We start from the raw sequence: 16,342 nt of genomic DNA, 5'->3' as shown, positions 1-16,342 counted from the left end.
GCGTACGAGGTGTGGCGGGGGTGGGCCGACACCGAGCCGGGGGAGGTGCTCGCCGTCGGGTCGGGGTGGGGCGCCCTCGAAGTGCTGCGCGCGCAGTGCAAGTTGCCGGGGACACCGTTCCCCGAGTCCACGCTCGGGGCCGAGCAGGAGCCGTGGCTGGAGCTGCTGCACAGCGGGGCCGTGCCGGAGCCCCGGCGGGTGGGGCCGCCCGGGCCCACGCTGGTCGCCCGGCACTGGCGGGACATGCTGGAGACCGCGCCCGCGCGGCCGGTCGCCGAGTACCACTTGGGCGTGGCGCAGTGGCACGCCGGGGACCTGGCGCAGGCGGTACGGAGCTGGGAGCGGGGGCTCGAACTCGCGCCGTCGCGCTGGCCGCTGCTGCGGTGCCTGGCGGTGGCCGACCAGGAGTCCGGGCACGTCGAGCGGGCCGCGGACCGCTATGCGGAGGCTTTCGACGACCTGTGCGCGGAGCGGCGGGACGACGGGGTCGTGTGGGGCGGGGTGACGGCCGCGCTCGGGCGTGAGGCGATGGGTGCGCTGCTGGCTGCGGGGCGGTGCGCGGTGGCCCGTGGGGTGTGGGAGCGGGTGCATGCGCGGACGCGGGCGTCCGGGCGGTTCCGGCTGCTCGAGGCTCAGCTGCTCCTCGCGGAGGGCGATGTCGCCGCTGCGCGGGGCGTGTTCGAGGAGGGGTTCGAGGTCGCGGACCTCCGGGAGGGGGACGAGGCGCTGGGGGAGCTGTGGGCCTCGGTTGCCGGCTCGGAGCCGTTGCCCGCGAGGTACGACTTCCGGATGCGGCCGTAGGGAGCCCTTCCCGAACATGACGGGTGCCGTAGTCGTGGGCTGTGCCCACCCGTTCCGCCCTGCGGAACGACTGCCCACGGCAGGGACGGCGGGCGGTCGCTCACGGCGGGATCGGGCCCGAGGCCGGGGCCGACGGTCACGGGTGGGTGGGAAACCCCGCCGCGGAGCGGCGGGGCGGTTGCCGGGGATCAGGATGTGCCGGGTGCGTTGCGGTCGACGTACTCGAAGACCGCGCCGTCGGGATGCATCGCGATGAGGTTGCGCCCGGCGGGCGTAGGCAGTGGCCCGGCGACGATGTGGGCACCGGACGCGGTCAGCGTCGCGTGCGCCTCGTCGACGTCCTTGACGGCGATCGTCGCGGCCACCTTGCGGAGCACTTCCAGCTCCGCCTCCGGCCCGCTCATGAGCAGAAAGCACCCGACCGAGGCGACGGACACGCCGCCCCGCTCGAAGCGCATCGCTGTGCTGCCCGTCAGCTGTTCGTAGAACGCGACGGAAGCCTCCAAGTCCCTGACGCAGACACGCAGCACGGTTCCCAGGATGTCCATGGGGACGAGCCTAGTTGGCGCCGCCGGGACAGGAGATCGTTTCGACCGACCTCACACGCCCGCTCACGCGACGTTCACGCGCCGCGGCCCGTGGCCTTGCGGATCGCGTCCCGCGTACGGTCCACGAGTGACGCCACCGGGCCCACCGCGACATTCTTGGCCGCGGTGTCCGTCCCGGGGTGCGGCCGCGTCGGCGCCACGGATTCCGCCGCCCGGACCGCCACCGCCAGGTTCTCCAGCTTCTTGCGGTCGGAGACCTGGCGGAGGTGGGCGAACTCGTACCGCTCCTCGGCGTCCGCGTGCGCGAGCACGTCCTGGCGCAGCGCCGCGAACTGGTCCAGGAACTCGGGGGAGTCCGGGTCCAGGTCCTCGAGCCGCGCCAGCGCCGCCTTGGCGCCTTCCTCTTCCTTGATCCGGTCGGCGACGACGAGTTCGCCGCCGTCGATGTTCCTGCGGGCAAAGGGATGGACGACCTCCTCCTCGGCGGTCTCGTGCACCGCGAGAAGCCGGACGAGCTGCTGGAAGGAGTGCTTCCGCTCTTCGCCCTTGGTGGCCGCCACCTGGTCGAGCAGTTCACGGATCGTCGCGTGCTGCGCCTTCAGCAGCTCGACGACGTCGTTGCGCTCGGTCATCCTCTTCTTCCTCCCACTGGAGTCTCGGTGCGGACCGCCCGGGTACCCGGCCCGCCGGCCGTTACGCGGCGGAAGCGGCGGGTACCCGTCCGCTCCCACCGTTTCGGACAGGAAGGACGAGAACATGCCGGTCCAGGACAAGAACGTGCCGCTGCAGGACAAGACGCTGGGTGACGCGCTGGCGCAGGTCGTCCACGACGCGGTGCGCCAGTCCCTGCGGGAGTCGCTGCGCACGGAACTGCGCGAGGAACTCCGCGCGGAGCTGTCCGATGTGGCGCGGAAGCAGCGCCGCAAGGCCGCTCTGTACGCCTCGTCCGGCGCCGTCGCCCTGTACGCGGGCGCCGCGGCCGCGCTCACCCTCGGCCTGGTCATCGCGCTCGGCCTGCCCGGCTGGGCGGCCGCGCTGATCGTGACGGCTCTGCTCGCCGTCGCCGCGGTCATGATGCGCAACGCGGCCCGGCCGTCCCGGGACACCCGCGAGGCCCCCGAGGTCCGCACGCCCCCGGCCCCCGCGAACGCCCCGACGGCGGCTCCGACAGCACCTCCGACGGCGGCGGCCACGGCAACCCCGGCAGCGGCCCCCACCCCGGCTCCGGCGGCGACCCCCACCACCCCGCCCGTCGAAACCCCCGCCGCCCCCGCCGGCGGCACCGCCGACTTCCCGTCGGTCCCGCCGTCCGGCGCCCCCAAACCCCCCGGCCCGCCCATGCGGTGACGCGACGGGCGCCCAGCCCACCCGCCTGATCGCCTCCGCGGCGATCTCGCCCACCGCCCGGCCGTCCGTGCCGACGCGGTGGGCGTCCGGTCGGTCGGAGGGCAGGACGCACGGTGCGGGCGGGAGCCTGCAGGGCTCCGCCCCTCTCAGGCGACCCGGTACTCCTCCACGTCCGGCGTGCGCAGCAGCAGGCCGTGGCCCGTGCCGCCGTCCGGGCGGACGGTGCCGCCGGTCGGGTCCAGGGCGCCGTCGAAGAACATCGACTCGATGCGGACGTGGTCGTGGTACCACTCCACGTGCCGCAGATTCGGCACGCAGGCCGCGACCGCCGCGTGCGCGTGCGGGGCGCCGCGCGCCGACATCTCCAGGCCGTGCGCCTGGGCGAGCGCGGCGGCGCGCAGCCACTCGGTGAGACCGCCGCAGCGGGTGGCGTCGGCCTGGAGGCAGTCGACGGCGGGGACCATCCGGGCGAAGTAGGCGAGGTCGCAGCCGTACGCGCCCGCCGCGACGTCGCAGACCAGCGCGTCGCGCACCAGTGAGAGCCCCCGCAGGTCGTCCGACGACACCGGCTCCTCGAACCAGCCCACGCCGTGCTCGGCGAGCACCCGCCCGATGCGCACCGCCTGCTTGCGGGTGTACGCGCCGCCCGCGTCGACGTACAACTCGGCCTGCCGGCCGATGACATCGCGTGCCGTGCGCACCCGCGCCACGTCGCGGGCCGCCGCCCGCCCCCAGCCCTCGCCGATCTTGATCTTGACGCGCGGGATGGACTGACCGTGCACCCAGCCGTTGAGCTGCGCCGCCAGATGCGTGTCGTGGTACGTCGTGAAGCCGCCGCTGCCGTACACCGGCACGTCGTCGCGGGCCGCGCCGAGCAGCCGCACCAGCGGCACTTCGAGCAGCCGGGCCTTGAGGTCCCACAGGGCGATGTCCAGGGCCGAGATGGCGCGGCACGCCAGGCCCGGGCGGCCGATGTCGCGCACCGCCTTCGTCAGCGCGTCGTGCGTCGCGGGGATGCCGAAGGCGTCACGCCCCGTCAGGACGGGCGTGAGCTGTTCCCGGACGAGGTCGACGGTGGCCGCGGGCGCGTAGGTCCAGCCGGTGCCGGTCGCGTCGCCCGCGGTGACCTCCGCGACGACGATCGTCGTCGTGTCCCAGGCGAACGTGCCGTCGGCCTCCGGCGCGTCCGCCGGGATCGTGTACGCCGACACGGCCGGCGGCTCCACACGGACGTATCCGGACTCGGCCATGGGGCGCGCCTTCCACCGCGGACGCACCGCGGAGTCGCTGCGAGAGGGATCGGGGCGGGTCCGACGAGCGGCGCCGGGGGCACCGCCGACGGGCCCGCGCGGCGCCGCCGGACGGCGTACGGGCCGGGTAACCCGAAGACGTGGCCGCAAACGGCAGGCGTTTCACCTCGGCGGCCCCGGGCACGCGGGAGTTCCGTGCCGGAACACACCGGACGTACCGGACCATGCCGGAGGCACACTGTGAGCCGAACTGCCAGCCGCCCCCACGTCGTGATCGTCGGCGCCGGCTTCGCGGGGTTCCAGGCCGCCCGCACCCTGTCGCGGCTGACCCGCCGCCGGGCCGACATCACCCTGCTCAAGCCCACCGACTACTTCCTGTACCTGCCGCTGCTGCCGCAGGTCGCCGCGGGCGTCCTCGAACCGCGCCGCGTCACCGTCTCGCTCGCGGGCGCGCTGCGCCACGTACGCCTCGTGCTCGGTGAGGCCGACGGCATCGACCTGGCGCGCCGCACCGTGGGCTTCACCGGCCCCGAGGGCGACCGCGGCGAGCTGTCGTACGACCGCCTCGTGCTGGCCGTCGGCAGCGTCAACAAGCTGCTGCCCGTGCCCGGGGTCGCCGAGCACGCGCACGGTTTCCGCGGGCTGCCGGAGGCGCTGTACCTGCGCGACCACGTGACGCGGCAGATCGAGCTCGCCGCCACGGCCGACGACGCCGAGACGTGCCGGGCGCGCTGCACCTTCGTCGTGGCCGGCGCCGGCTACACGGGCGTCGAGGTCGCCGCGCACGGGGAGCTGTTCACCCGGTCCCTGGTGCGGCGCCAGCCCCTGCGGGCCGGTATCGAGCCGCGCTGGGTGCTGCTCGACATCGCCCCGCGCGTGCTGCCCGAGCTGGACCGCAGGCTGTCCGGCACCGCGGACCGGGTCCTGCGGCGGCGCGGTGTGGACGTCCGCACGGGGACCTCCGTGAAGGAGGCGACCGGTGACGGCGTGCTCCTCGACGACGGCGAGTTCGTGCCCACGCGCACGCTGATGTGGTGCGTGGGGGTGCGGCCCGATCCGCTCGTCGCCGGGATCGGCAGTCCGCTGGAGCGCGGGCGGCTGCTCGTCGACCCGTTCCTCAACGTGCCCGGCCACCCCGAGGTGTTCGCCTGCGGCGACGCGGCCGCCGTGCCCGACCTGGCCAAGCCCGGCCAGTACACGGCGATGACCGCGCAGCACGCCTGGCGGCAGGGCAAGGTCGCGGGCCACAACGTCGCCGCCTCGCTCGGCCTCGGCAAACGGCGCTCCTACCGCCACCACGACCTGGGCTTCACCGTCGACCTCGGCGGCGTGAGCGGCGCGGCCAACCCGCTGGGCGTCCCGCTGTCCGGCCCGATCGCCGGGGCCGTCACCCGCGGCTACCACCTGGCCGCGATGCCCGGCAACCGCGTGCGGGTCGCCGCCGACTGGCTCCTGGACGCGGCACTGCCGCGCCAGGGCGTGCAGTTGGGGCTGGTGCGGTCCTGGTCGGTACCGCTGGACACCGCGTCACCGGAGGTCGCGCGGGTGGCCGGGGCACCGGAACGAACGGCCGACAGGAGCGCGACCCCGGAGCCGCACGATCCGCCCGGGTCGGAGCAGCCACACGACCTGCCCGAGCCGGAGCAGCCGCACGACCTGCCCGAGCCGCAGACGGCGCGGAAGGCGGAGGAGCCGCAGCAGACGGAGCAACCGAAGCAGACGGAACAGGCGAAACCGCCGGAGCGGGCGGAGCATACGGAACGGCCGGACCGGCCGGGGCCGACGAAGCAGCCCAAGCAGACGGAGGAGTGACGATGGCGGACAGCACCCCCTACGGCGGCGGCCCGGGAGGGCCGGAGGACCCCGACCGCGCGGGCGGTCCCGAGCACACCGGCGCCGCCGACAGCCCAGGCGCCGCCGGCAGTCGCGAGCGCGGCCGGCTTCACGAACTCGCCCAGCAGTTGCGCGTCGACTCCGTGCGGGCCGCGGACGCCGCCGGGTCGGGGCATCCGACCTCGTCGATGTCGGCGGCCGATGTGATGGCGGTGCTCCTGGCCCGGCACCTGCAGTACGACTTCGCGCGCCCCGACCATCCCGGCAACGACCGGTTCGTGCTGTCCAAGGGGCATGCCTCGCCGCTGCTGTACGCCGCGTACAAGGCGGCGGGCGTGGTCACCGACGAGGAGCTGCTCACCTTCCGCGCGCACGGCAGCCGCCTGGAGGGGCACCCCACGCCGCGGCGGCTGCCGTGGGTCGAGGTCGCCACCGGCTCGCTCGGGCAGGGGCTCGGCGTCGGCGTCGGCATGGCGCTGTCCGGCAAGCGGCTCGACCGCATCCCGTACCGCGTGTGGGTGCTGTGCGGCGACAGCGAGCTGGCCGAGGGCGCCGTGTGGGAGGCCGCCGAGCACGCCGCGTACGAACGCCTCGACAACCTCACCCTGATCGTCGACGTGAACCGGCTCGGCCAGCGCGGCCCCACCCGGCACGAGTGGGATCTCGACGCCTACGAGCGCCGCCTGGCCGCCTTCGGCTGGCACGTCGTGCAGGCCGACGGGCACGACACCGAGGCGCTCGACCGCGCCTGCCACGAGGCCCGGTCCACCGCGGGCCGCCCCACCGCGATCCTCGCCCGCACCGTCAAGGGCAGGGGCGTCGCCGCAGCCGAGAACCGCGAGGGCCTGCACGGCAAGCCGCTGCCCGACGCCGACGCGGCGGTCCGCGAGCTCGGCGGCGCCCGCCGGGTCCGGGTCGACGTCCAAGCGCCCCCGGCGGCACGGACGTTGCGCGCGACGCGCAGCGGGCACCTGGAGCTGCCGCGCTACGAGACGGGCACCGAGACCGCCACCCGCGACGCCTTCGGGCAGGCGCTCACCGCGCTCGGCTCGGCCCGCGGCGACGTGGTGGCCCTGGACGGCGAGGTCGGCGACTCCACCCGCGCCGAGTACTTCGCCAAGGAGCACCCCGACCGGTTCTTCGAGTGCTACATCGCCGAACAGCAGATGGTCGCCGCCGCCGTCGGCCTCGCGACGCGCGGTTGGGTGCCGTACGCCTCGTCGTTCGCGGCGTTCCTCACCCGCGCCCACGACTTCGTACGGATGGCGGCGATCGGCGGCGCCGGCATCAACCTCGTCGGCTCGCACGCCGGTGTCGCGATCGGCCAGGACGGGCCTTCGCAGATGGGTCTGGAGGACCTGGCGATGTTCCGGGCCGTGCACGGCTCGACGGTGCTTTACCCCTGCGACGCCAACCAGACCGCGCGCCTGGTCGCCGCCATGGCCGACCTCGACGGGGTGCGCTATCTGCGGACCTCGCGCGGGGCGACGCCCGTCCTGTACGGCCCCGACGAGGAGTTCCCCGTCGGCGGGTCCAAGGTGCTGCGTTCCTCCGGGGACGACCGGCTCACCGTCGTGGCCGCCGGCACGACCGTCCACGAGGCGCTGGCCGCCGCCGACACCCTCGACGGCGTCGGCATCCCCGTACGCGTCATCGATCTGTACTCGGTGAAACCCGTCGACCGGAACACGCTGCGCGAGGCCGCGGAGAGCACGGGCTGTCTGCTCACCGTCGAGGACCACCGTCAGGAGGGCGGCCTCGGCGACGCCGTGCTCGACGCGTTCGGCGACGGAAGCCCCGTGCCCCGCCTGGTCCGCCTCGCCGTGACCGGCATGCCCGGCTCGGCGTCGCCCGCCGAGCAGCTCCGGGCCGCCGGCATCGACGCGGAGTCCATCGCGGCCGCGGTGCGGCTCCTCGTGGAACGCGTGGTGCCGTGAGCCCCGGAGCGGCTGGGTGAGGGAGGCCGTGCGAGGGGGGGAGGGGGGACGAGCGACGAGTGAGGAGACGCGATGACGACCACGGCACGCAAGGTGCGAGCAGGCCGCCGCACCGTGGAGGTGCACCGGCCCGACAAGGTCCTGCTGCCCCCGGAGGGAGGTGACGGCGCGGGCGGGGCACGCGGGCGCGGGAAGAGAGGCGGCGAGGCGGGCGGGCGCGCGCAGGACGGCGACGAGGGACACGGCTGCACGAAGGGCGACCTCGCCGACTACTACCGGTCCGTCGCCCCCTTCATGCTGCCCCATCTGCGGGGCCGCCCGCTGATGCTGGAGCGGCACCCCGACGGCGTACCCGGCCCGATGTTCATGCAGAAGGACACCCCGGACCACTATCCGGACTGGATCACCCGCGCCGAGGTGCCCAAGGAGGGCGGCACCGTCACCCACACCGTGTGCGACGACAGCGCCACCCTGCTCTACCTCGCCGACCAGGCATGCGTGACCCTGCACCGCTGGCTGTCCCGGGTCGGCCGGATCGACCGGCCCGACCGGATGGTGTTCGACCTGGACCCGGCCAAGGACGGCGCCCCGCAGGACGTGTTCGGCGCGGTGCGCGACGCGGCCCGGCTGCTCGGCGAACTCCTCGACCAGGTGGGCCTGCCGTCCGCCCTGATGACCACCGGCTCGCGCGGCCTGCACGTGATCGTGCCGCTGAACGGCCGGCACCACGTCGACGACGTACGCGACTTCGCCAAGGAGGTCGCCGCGCTGCTCGCCGAGTCCCGCCCCGACGAGCTGACCACGGCCGCCCGCAAGAAGGACCGCGGCGGCCGCCTCTACCTGGACGTGCAGCGCAACGCCTACGCGCAGACCGCCGTGGCCCCGTTCTCCGTGCGCGCCCGCCCCGGCGCGCCGGTGGCGGTGCCGCTCGCCTGGGAACAGCTCGACGACCCCGGCACACACGCCGCGCGCTGGACCGTCGCCGACGCCCTGGAACAGGCCCGCACCGACCCCTGGGCCGGGCTGCTGCGCTCGCCCCGCGCCCTCGGTCCGGCGCGCCGCAAACTGCGGGCGCTGCGCGGCACTTGAGCGCCCGGCGAGCACCGTCGGCGGGCGCGCCGCACAGGTGTCGGCGGGCGCGCCGCACAGGTTTGGCCAAGGCGTGCCGGGTCACTCGGACCAGGAGGTGCCCATGACGCAGTCGTCCCGCAAGGAGAACAAGACGAAAGCCGAATCCGACGACCTGCCCGGCCCCGTCGCCGTGCTGCGCCAGGCGCGTGAGCAACTGGCGGAACTCACCGGCATGACGGCCGAGAACGTGTCGTCCTTCGAACGCACCGACGACGGCTGGGAGTTGGCGGTGGAGGTCCTCGAACTGGCCCGCGTGCCGGACACGATGAGCCTGCTCGCGACCTATGCCGTGACCCTGAATCCGCGCGGTGAGCTCACCGGGTACCGACGGGTGCGCCGCTACGAACGCGGCCGCGCCGACCCGCCGAGGGCGGGCGGCTGAACCCGGGCACGACCTGAACACACCAGACACCCAAGGCAAGGAGGACCGGTCGGCATGACCGTCGTCCCAGCACAACAGACCGGCGGCGCAGGCGGCACCAGCGGCCTGTACGACGTCATCGAACTCATACTCGACCGCGGCCTGGTGATCGACGCCTTCGTGCGTGTCTCGCTCGTCGGCATCGAGATCCTGAAGATCGACGTGCGGGTCGTCGTCGCGAGCGTCGACACCTATCTGCGGTTCGCCGAGGCGTGCAACCGCCTCGACCTGGAGGCGGGCCCGCGCAAGGACCCGGGCCTGCCCGACCTCGTCGGCGAGGTCACCGAGTCCGGTGCGCGCGGCAAGTCCAAGGGCGCGCTCTCCGGCGCCGCCGAGACCATTTCCGACGCCTTCCGGCAGGCCCGCGACGAGGGCCGCGGCGAGGAGGAGCCGGCCCGTCCGCGCGCCCGGCGCGCGTCGTCCCGCAGCCGGAAGGAGGACCAGGAATGACCACCTACATCTACGGCATCGCGGCCACCACGCACCCGGCCCTGCCGGAGGGCATGGGCGGCATCGGCGAACCGGAGCGCAAGGTACGCGTGGTGCGGCACGGCAAGCTCGCCGCGATCGTCTCCGACAGCCCCGAGGACCTGCGTCCCAAGCGGCGCGACCTGCTCGCCCACCAGAGCGTCCTGGACGAGGCGGGCGCGGGCGGCGCGGTCCTGCCGATGCGCTTCGGCAGCCTCGCGCAGGACGACGAGGCCGTCGTCGCGGTGCTCGCCGAGCTCGCCGACCACTACGAGGAGCGGCTGAACGCACTCGAGGGCAAGGCCGAGTACAACGTCAAGGCCGCCCACGACGAGCAGGCCGTGCTGCACCAGGTGCTGGCCGAGAGCCCCGAGCTGCGCGCCATGGTCGAGGCCAACCGCGCCGCGGGCGGCGGCAGTTACGAGCAGAAGCTGCGCCTGGGCGAGCAGGTCACCGCGGCCGTGCGGGCGCGCGAGGAGAGCGACGGCGTCGAGGTGCGCCGCGCCCTGGAGCCGTGCGCGGAGGCCGTGAGCGTCGGCCCCGAGGGCACGGGCTGGCTCGCCAACGTGTCGTTCCTGGTGCGCCGCGAGGCGGCCGCGGGTTTCGTCGCCGCCGTCGAGGAACTCCGCAAGGAGCAGCCCCACTTGGAGCTGACCGTGCACGGACCGCTGCCCCCGTACAGCTTCGTCGACCCCGGCCCCGCGCAGCCCGCCGAGGACGCGGCGAGTGTGCGGTGAGGCACGGCGCACGGCGAGGCGCTGAGGAGGTGAGGACCCGTCATGGGGCTCATCGGTGAAGTGCTCGCCCTGCCGCTGGCCCCTGCCCGGGGCACCCTGTGGGTGCTCCGGCAGGTGGTCGCGGAGGCGGAGCGCCAGTACTACGACCCCTCGGCCGTCCGCAAGGAACTCGCGCTGCTCACCGAGCGGTTGGAGGCGGGCGAGATCGACGAGACCGAGTTCGACCGCCGCGAGGACGAACTCCTCGCCCGCCTCGGCCACGGCCCTGTCGGCGACGTGGCACCGGCGGACGGGCGGACGGACGAAACGACAGCCGGCACAGGCAGGACAGGAACGTCATGAAACGAATGGCAGTGGGCCTCGCCGTGGGTGCGGGGTATCTCCTCGGGCGCACGAAGAAGGCGAAACTCGCCTTCGCCGTCGGCACCATGGTGGCGGGCCGCAGACTTCAGCTCAGCCCCGGCGCGCTCGCCCGCGCGGTGACGCAGCAGCTGGAGAACAACCCGCAGTTCAAGGAGATCGGGGGCCGGCTCAAGGAGGATCTGCGAGGTGTCGGCAAGGCCGCGACCGGCTCGCTCCTCGACCGGCAGCTCGAAGGTCTGGCCGACCGGCTGCACGACCGCACCCTGGACGTGCGGGACCGGATATCGGGCGCCGTTCCGGACCCGGACGAGGTGACCGACAAAGCCAAGGGCGCCGGTGAGGGCACGGCCGACGCGGGCAAGTCCGGTGCGGGGAAGGCGGGTTCGGCGGCGAAGAAGACGACGGCCGCGGCCCGGAGCGCCGGGAAGAGCGCGACCGCCTCCCGAGGGGGCGGCAAGAAGAGCACCGCCTCGGGCAGCGGCTCTCGCAGCAGTGGCTCCGCCAGTTCTGGCTCCCGCAGTACCCGCTCCAGCAGTACCCGCTCCAGCAGTACCGTACCCGCTCCAGCAGTACCCGCTCCAGCAGTACCGGCTCCGGCAGCTCCGGCTCCCGCGCCGGGCAGAAGGCCCAGGGTTCGCGCGGCACCACGCAGCGGAGCGGCGGCACACAGAAGCGGAGTACCGCGCAGAAACGGAGCACCGCCAAGAAGACCGCCCGCGCGAGGGGAGGCGACGATGGCTGACACGCGTACGGACACCCGCGAGGCCACCGGCACCCGCGGCGACGACGGGAACGAGAGCCGCGACCGGGACTCCGGCGCCTCCAACCCGCTGAGCGCCGTCGCCCACGGCCCGGCCGCCGACCGGCTGAAGGACGAGGCGCGGGCCTATCTGATGGCGCAGGCCGAACGCCTGCTCGTCGGCGTGGGCCGCAGGCTCGGCGAGACCACCGTCAAGCTCAACGACATCGCGGAGGGCAAGAGCCCCGGCTTCGGCAAGCTCGCCCTGGAGGGCGGCCGCAAGCTCGCCGAGGGCAAGGGCCCGCTGCGCAGCGCCGTCGAGCTGGGCGGCAGCCGCCTCAAGGACTCGGTCAAGGGCGCCCTGGGGAACGCCACCGGCCGGCGCAAGAAGGGCGGCGGCGGCCAGAAGCCCACCGTCATCCTGGAGTACGTCGACGTCGGCGTCCCGGTGCGCGAGGCATACGACCAGTGGACGCAGTTCCAGGAGTTCTCCACCTTCGCCAAGGGCGTCAAGGGCGCCACCGCGGCGGGCGACACGGACTCCGACTGGCAGCTCAAGGTCTTCTGGTCCAGCAGGAGCTGGAAGGCCCACGTCACCGAGCAGGTGCCGGACCAGCGCATCGCCTGGACGTCGGAGGGCGCGAAGGGCACCACGAAGGGCGTGGTCACCTTCCACCCGCTGGGCGAGCAGCTGACCCGGGTCCTGCTCGTCATCGAGTACTACCCGAAGGGCCTGTTCGAGAAGACCGGCAACATCTGGCGCGCCCAGGGCCGCAGGGCCCGCCTCGACCTCAAGCACTTCGCCCGGCACCTCTCCATACGAGGAGAGGCGAGCGACGGCTGGCGCGGCGAGATCCGCGACGGCGAGGTGGTGCGCGACCACGACGAGGTGACCGCGGAGGAGGAGGAAGCCGAGAACCCCGAGAACCCCGAGAACACTGAGGACGCCGAGCACGACGCCGAGGCCGAGGAGGGTCCGTACGAGGACGAGGCTTCGTACGAGGACGACGCCCCGTACGAAGAGGACGAGCCGTACGAAGACGAGGCGGACGAGGCGGAAGAGCCCGACGAGCGCGACGAGCCGGACGAGCCGGACGAACTCGATGAGCGCGGCGAGCTCGATGAGCCCGACGAGCGTGACGAGCCCGATGAGGCCGACGAGTACGCCTCGGCCGGTGGCGGCCGGAGCCGTCGATGACGACCGCGAGCCGACTGCCCGAGCCCTACCCGCAGGGCGGCTCCAACCTGGCCGACATCCTCGAACGCGTCCTGGACAAGGGCATCGTCATCGCCGGGGACATCCGCATCAACCTGCTCGACATCGAGCTCCTCACGATCAAGCTGCGGCTCGTCGTCGCCTCCGTCGAGCGCGCGAAGGAGATGGGCATCGACTGGTGGGAGGACGACCCGGCCCTGTCCAGCGGCGCGCGCCGCACCGCGCTCGCGCGGGAGAACGAGGAGCTGCGCCGCCGCGTCGAGCAACTGGAACGACGTGAACTCGCGGAAGGCGGCGACGCCACCGGCGACGGCGAGCGCCGCGGCGGGGGCGAACAGCACGACGGCCGAGGAGAACGTGAACGTGACCGATGATCTGCGCTATGTGTACGCCGTGTGCCGCCCGCTGGCCGCGCCGCTGCACGCCGACCTCACGGGCGTGGCCGGCGAGCCGCCGCGGCAGCTGGCCCACGAGGGGCTGGTGGCCGTCGTCAGCCCGGTCCCCGAGCGGGACTTCGCGCACGAACCGCTGCGCGCGCACCTGGAGGACCTCGACTGGCTGGCGGCGACGGCCCGCGCCCATCAGAGCGTCGTCGCCGCGCTGACCACCGTGACCTGCCCGCTGCCGCTGCGGCTCGCGACGGTCTTCCGTGACGACAGCGGCGTACGCGCCATGCTGGAGGACGAGTCCGAGCGGCTGCGCCGGATCCTGGACCGGATCGACGGGCATGTGGAGTGGGGCGTGAAGGTGTGGCTCGGCGACTCCGGCGACGGTGCCGGTGGCGCCGACGGTGGCCCGGAGCCGTCCGCCGCGCAGCCGCGGCGCGTGCCCGAGTCGGGGCGGGACTATCTGCGCCGGCGCCGGGCCGGGAACGCGGCGCGCGAGGAGTCCGCGGCGCGGGCCGAGGTGTTCACGCGGCGGCTGCACGGCGACCTCGCCCGGTACGCCGCCGACGCGCGGCTGCACCCGGTGCAGAGCGGGCCCCTCACCGAAGCGGGCTCCGGCCGGAACATCCTCAACTCGGCCTATCTGGTGCCGCGTGCGCGGTCGGAGGAGTTCTTGGAGCTGATCGGCCGCGCCGAGGGCACCCTGCCGGGGCTGCGCGTGGAGGTGACCGGGCCGTGGGCGGCGTACTCCTTCACGGACGGGCCGGACGGGCCGGAGGCGGGTGGGACGCCGTGACGGCGTCGGTCGACCCCTTCGCGCAGCGCGAGATCGCCCTCGTCGACCTGCTGGACCGGCTCCTCGCCGGCGGGGTGGTCCTCGCGGGCCGGATCGCGGACGTGGACCTCGTCCGCATCGACCTGAAGGCGCTGATCAGCGCGGTCAACGCGCAGGTGCCGTCGCCGTTCGCGGCGGTGGACGACGGCCGCGACCCGTCGGAGTCGCCCAGGACGCGCGACCTGCCCGACCCGGAGTGACCAGGAGGCGTCATGGAGATGGACCTCGAACCCGACACCGTGGAACGCGACCTCGTCGCCCTCGTCCTGACCGTCGTCGAACTCCTCCGTCAGCTCATGGAGCGGCAGGCGATCCGCCGCTTCGACTCCGGCGAGCTGACGGAGGACCAGGAGGAACGGGTCGGCATGACGCTGATGCTCCTGGAGGACCGCATGACGCGCCTGCGCGAGCGCTACGGGCTGCGGCCCGAGGACCTGAACCTGGACCTCGGCCCGCTGGGCCCGCTGCTGCCCCGGGAGTGACCGCCCGGCCCGTATCAGTACGGCTCCGCACCTGCGAGACCACCTGCAAGACCCCGCCCCGGCCTCACACCCGGCACAGCGCCTCCCCGTGCAGTACCGCGAACCAGCCGTCCTCCGACCGCCCCCACTCCCGCCAGGCCGCCGCGACGGCCCCCAGCCGCTCCGTGTCCGCGTGGCCGCCCGCCCGCGCCCGCCCCGCGTACTCGGACGCGACCGTGCGGTCCGCCCACAGCCCGCTCCACCAGGCCCGTTCCTCGGGCGTGCTGTAGCACCAGGTGCCCGCGGTGCACGTGACGTCCGTGAAACCCGCCTCCAGGGCCCAGGACTTGAGGCGCCGCCCGGCGTCCGGCTCGCCCCCGTTGGCGCGCGCCACCCGCCGGTACAGGTCGAGCCAGTCGTCGAGGCCCGGCACCCGCGGGTACCAGGTCATCGCCTCGTAGTCGCTTTCGCGCACGGCGACGACGCCGCCCGGGCGGCACACCCGGCGCATCTCCCGCAGGGCCCGCACCGGATCGCCCACGTGCTGGAGCACCTGGTGGGCGTGCACGACGTCGAACGAGTCGTCGGGGTGGGCGAGCGCGTGCACGTCGTCGACGGCGAACGTGACGTTGTCCAGGCCGCGCCCGGCCGCCGTGGCGCGGGCCCGTTCCAGGATGCCGGGCGCGCGGTCGACGCCCGTGACGTGTCCGTCCGGGACCAGTGCGGCCAGGTCGGCGGTGATGGTGCCGGGACCGCAGCCGACGTCCAGGATCCGCCAGTGCGGCTGAAGCGAACCGAGGAGGTACGCGGCGGAGTTGGCGGCGGTGCGCCAGGTGTGGGAGCGCAGCACGGACTCGTGGTGCCCGTGCGTGTAGACGGCGGTCTCGGCGTGGGTCTGCTGCGGCTGCGACATGGCCGCACTGTACGCCGACGGTGCCGCATCGTGAGACCTCGATCTCACGATGCGGGCACCGCGGGTGTCAGGCGGTCAGTGACGGCCGGTAGACCGCCAGCGCCTCCGGCAGCTTGTCGACCACCAACTCGCCCTCGGCGTCGGCGAGTTCGCCGTCGTAGGCGACCTTCGTGCCGGGCGTGAGGCCCTCGACGCGCAGGCGGCGCGGGCGGACCGCGGTCTGGACGGGGGAGCGCTCGATCGGCGAGGTGAGCGCCGCCGCCAGGAGCCGGGCGCCCGGCCTGCGGCCGCCGTGCACGACGCGTACGTCGAGCAGCCCGTCGGCGAGGTCGAACCGCCGGGCGGGCGCGAGCCCCAGGCGGTTGTACACGCAGTTCCCGGCGAACAGCAGCCACAGCGCCCGCTCGGTGCCGCCGAACTCGGCGCGCAGCGGCTGCCGGTCGGCGCGCAGCACGTGGGCCGCGGCGAGCACGCCCGCGGGCCAGCCGCCGATCCGGTGCGACCACCGCTCGCGTTCGCGCACCAGCTCGGGGTAGACGCCGAGGCTGAAGGTGTTCAGGAAGTACCCTTCCCCGGCCGCCGAGCGGAACCGGCCCACGTCCACCGCGACCGCGTCGCCCGTCTCCACGGCGCGCGCCAGCTCGGTGGCCTCCTCCACCCCCAGGTCGTACGCGAAGTGGTTGAGGGTGCCGCCGGGCAGCACCGCGAGGGGCAGGCCGTGCCGCACGGCGACCGTCGCCGCCGCGTTGACCGTGCCGTCGCCGCCGCACACGCCGAGCGCGCGGGCGCGGGCCGCGGCCTTCTCCAGCTCGGCGGGCAGCTCGGCCGGCTCGCAGGTCACCACCTCGGCGTGCGGCAGCACGGCGAGCAGTTCGGACACCCGGTCGGAGGTCTTCGCGCCGCTGTTGGCGACCACGACCAGGCCGCGCCCGCCGCGCAGGGCGGGGGCCTCGGCG

The 16,342-nt window shown here is 74.4% G+C and carries 18 protein-coding genes and 1 pseudogene; 14 read left to right on the top strand and 5 right to left on the bottom strand.

Going from position 1 to position 16,342, the window contains the following annotated elements:
* Positions 1-801, top strand: a pseudogene (locus STRAU_RS26325) (DUF5107 domain-containing protein); the annotation flags it as partial.
* A 188-nt stretch (positions 802-989) separates the two neighbouring features.
* On the opposite strand, the gene STRAU_RS26320 reads toward STRAU_RS26325, so the two are convergent.
* Both STRAU_RS26320 and STRAU_RS26315 read right to left on the bottom strand, forming a co-directional pair.
* The gene (locus tag STRAU_RS26320) at positions 990-1,349 is read right to left on the bottom strand and encodes a VOC family protein (RefSeq protein ID WP_016643434.1); all 360 of its coding nucleotides are present in this window, start codon (positions 1,347-1,349) and stop codon (positions 990-992) included.
* Between the two features lie 74 nt (positions 1,350-1,423).
* Positions 1,424-1,981 carry a hemerythrin domain-containing protein gene (locus STRAU_RS26315; RefSeq protein WP_016643433.1) on the bottom strand — a complete coding sequence of 186 codons (558 nt, stop codon included), beginning with the start codon at positions 1,979-1,981 and terminating at the stop codon, positions 1,424-1,426.
* Positions 1,982-2,105: 124 nt separating this feature from the next.
* On the opposite strand from STRAU_RS26315, the gene STRAU_RS39190 reads away from it, so the two are divergent.
* The gene (locus STRAU_RS39190; RefSeq protein ID WP_016643435.1) at positions 2,106-2,696 is read left to right on the top strand and encodes a phage holin family protein; all 591 of its coding nucleotides are present in this window, start codon (positions 2,106-2,108) and stop codon (positions 2,694-2,696) included.
* Between the two features lie 146 nt (positions 2,697-2,842).
* On the opposite strand, the gene STRAU_RS26305 is transcribed toward STRAU_RS39190, so the two are convergent.
* Positions 2,843-3,946 (bottom strand): enolase C-terminal domain-like protein, encoded by a 1,104-nt coding sequence (locus STRAU_RS26305; protein WP_016643432.1) that lies wholly within the window; start codon positions 3,944-3,946, stop codon positions 2,843-2,845.
* Positions 3,947-4,216: 270 nt separating this feature from the next.
* Between STRAU_RS26305 and STRAU_RS26300 the strand changes: the two genes are divergently transcribed.
* The 12 genes from STRAU_RS26300 (at position 4,217) to STRAU_RS26245 (ending at position 14,494) form a co-directional block, all read left to right on the top strand.
* Positions 4,217-5,758 carry an NAD(P)/FAD-dependent oxidoreductase gene (locus STRAU_RS26300; RefSeq protein WP_016643431.1) on the top strand — a complete coding sequence of 514 codons (1,542 nt, stop codon included), beginning with the start codon at positions 4,217-4,219 and terminating at the stop codon, positions 5,756-5,758.
* 2 nt (positions 5,759-5,760) lie between these two features.
* Complete coding sequence (locus STRAU_RS26295; protein ID WP_078621482.1) at positions 5,761-7,716, top strand: transketolase; 1,956 nt, start codon at positions 5,761-5,763, stop codon at positions 7,714-7,716.
* A 72-nt stretch (positions 7,717-7,788) separates the two neighbouring features.
* The gene (ligD, locus tag STRAU_RS26290) at positions 7,789-8,805 is read left to right on the top strand and encodes a non-homologous end-joining DNA ligase (protein ID WP_016643429.1); all 1,017 of its coding nucleotides are present in this window, start codon (positions 7,789-7,791) and stop codon (positions 8,803-8,805) included.
* 103 nt (positions 8,806-8,908) lie between these two features.
* Positions 8,909-9,229 (top strand): gas vesicle protein GvpO, encoded by a 321-nt coding sequence (locus tag STRAU_RS26285; protein ID WP_037661986.1) that lies wholly within the window; start codon positions 8,909-8,911, stop codon positions 9,227-9,229.
* 54 nt (positions 9,230-9,283) lie between these two features.
* A complete protein-coding gene (locus tag STRAU_RS26280; protein WP_016643427.1) occupies positions 9,284-9,718 on the top strand; it encodes a gas vesicle structural protein GvpA in 435 nt (144 codons plus the stop codon).
* Positions 9,715-10,473: a GvpL/GvpF family gas vesicle protein gene (locus STRAU_RS26275; RefSeq protein ID WP_016643426.1), complete on the top strand. Its 759-nt coding sequence runs from the start codon at positions 9,715-9,717 to the stop codon at positions 10,471-10,473. The genes STRAU_RS26280 and STRAU_RS26275 overlap by 4 nt, the downstream gene beginning before the upstream one ends.
* A 42-nt stretch (positions 10,474-10,515) precedes the next feature.
* A complete protein-coding gene (locus STRAU_RS26270; RefSeq protein WP_016643425.1) occupies positions 10,516-10,815 on the top strand; it encodes a gas vesicle protein GvpG in 300 nt (99 codons plus the stop codon).
* Positions 10,816-11,570: 755 nt separating this feature from the next.
* Entirely contained in the window at positions 11,571-12,773 is a 1,203-nt protein-coding gene (locus STRAU_RS26265; protein WP_037661985.1) for an SRPBCC family protein, read from the top strand.
* Positions 12,770-13,165, top strand: coding sequence for a gas vesicle protein (locus STRAU_RS26260; RefSeq protein ID WP_016643423.1), 396 nt, complete (start codon positions 12,770-12,772; stop codon positions 13,163-13,165). Before STRAU_RS26265 ends, STRAU_RS26260 begins: the two co-directional genes overlap by 4 nt.
* Positions 13,155-13,973: a GvpL/GvpF family gas vesicle protein gene (locus STRAU_RS26255; RefSeq protein WP_016643422.1), complete on the top strand. Its 819-nt coding sequence runs from the start codon at positions 13,155-13,157 to the stop codon at positions 13,971-13,973. Before STRAU_RS26260 ends, STRAU_RS26255 begins: the two co-directional genes overlap by 11 nt.
* The gene (locus tag STRAU_RS26250) at positions 13,970-14,212 is read left to right on the top strand and encodes a gas vesicle protein (RefSeq protein WP_016643421.1); all 243 of its coding nucleotides are present in this window, start codon (positions 13,970-13,972) and stop codon (positions 14,210-14,212) included. Before STRAU_RS26255 ends, STRAU_RS26250 begins: the two co-directional genes overlap by 4 nt.
* A 12-nt stretch (positions 14,213-14,224) precedes the next feature.
* Entirely contained in the window at positions 14,225-14,494 is a 270-nt protein-coding gene (locus STRAU_RS26245; RefSeq protein WP_016643420.1) for a gas vesicle protein K, read from the top strand.
* Between the two features lie 64 nt (positions 14,495-14,558).
* On the opposite strand, the gene STRAU_RS26240 is transcribed toward STRAU_RS26245, so the two are convergent.
* Both STRAU_RS26240 and STRAU_RS26235 read right to left on the bottom strand, forming a co-directional pair.
* Positions 14,559-15,386, bottom strand: a complete 828-nt coding sequence (locus tag STRAU_RS26240) for a methyltransferase domain-containing protein (protein ID WP_016643419.1) — start codon at positions 15,384-15,386, stop codon at positions 14,559-14,561.
* A gap of 67 nt (positions 15,387-15,453) precedes the next feature.
* On the bottom strand, positions 15,454-16,342 hold an 889-nt coding region (locus STRAU_RS26235), incomplete at its 5' end, for a diacylglycerol/lipid kinase family protein (protein WP_037661984.1).

The organism is Streptomyces aurantiacus JA 4570 (assembly GCF_000414115.1).
GTDB classification, from domain to species: Bacteria; Actinomycetota; Actinomycetes; order Streptomycetales; family Streptomycetaceae; genus Streptomyces; species Streptomyces aurantiacus_A.
The sequence above is the reverse complement of the archived record's forward strand: the minus strand, read 5'-3'. Positions and strand labels throughout refer to the sequence as shown.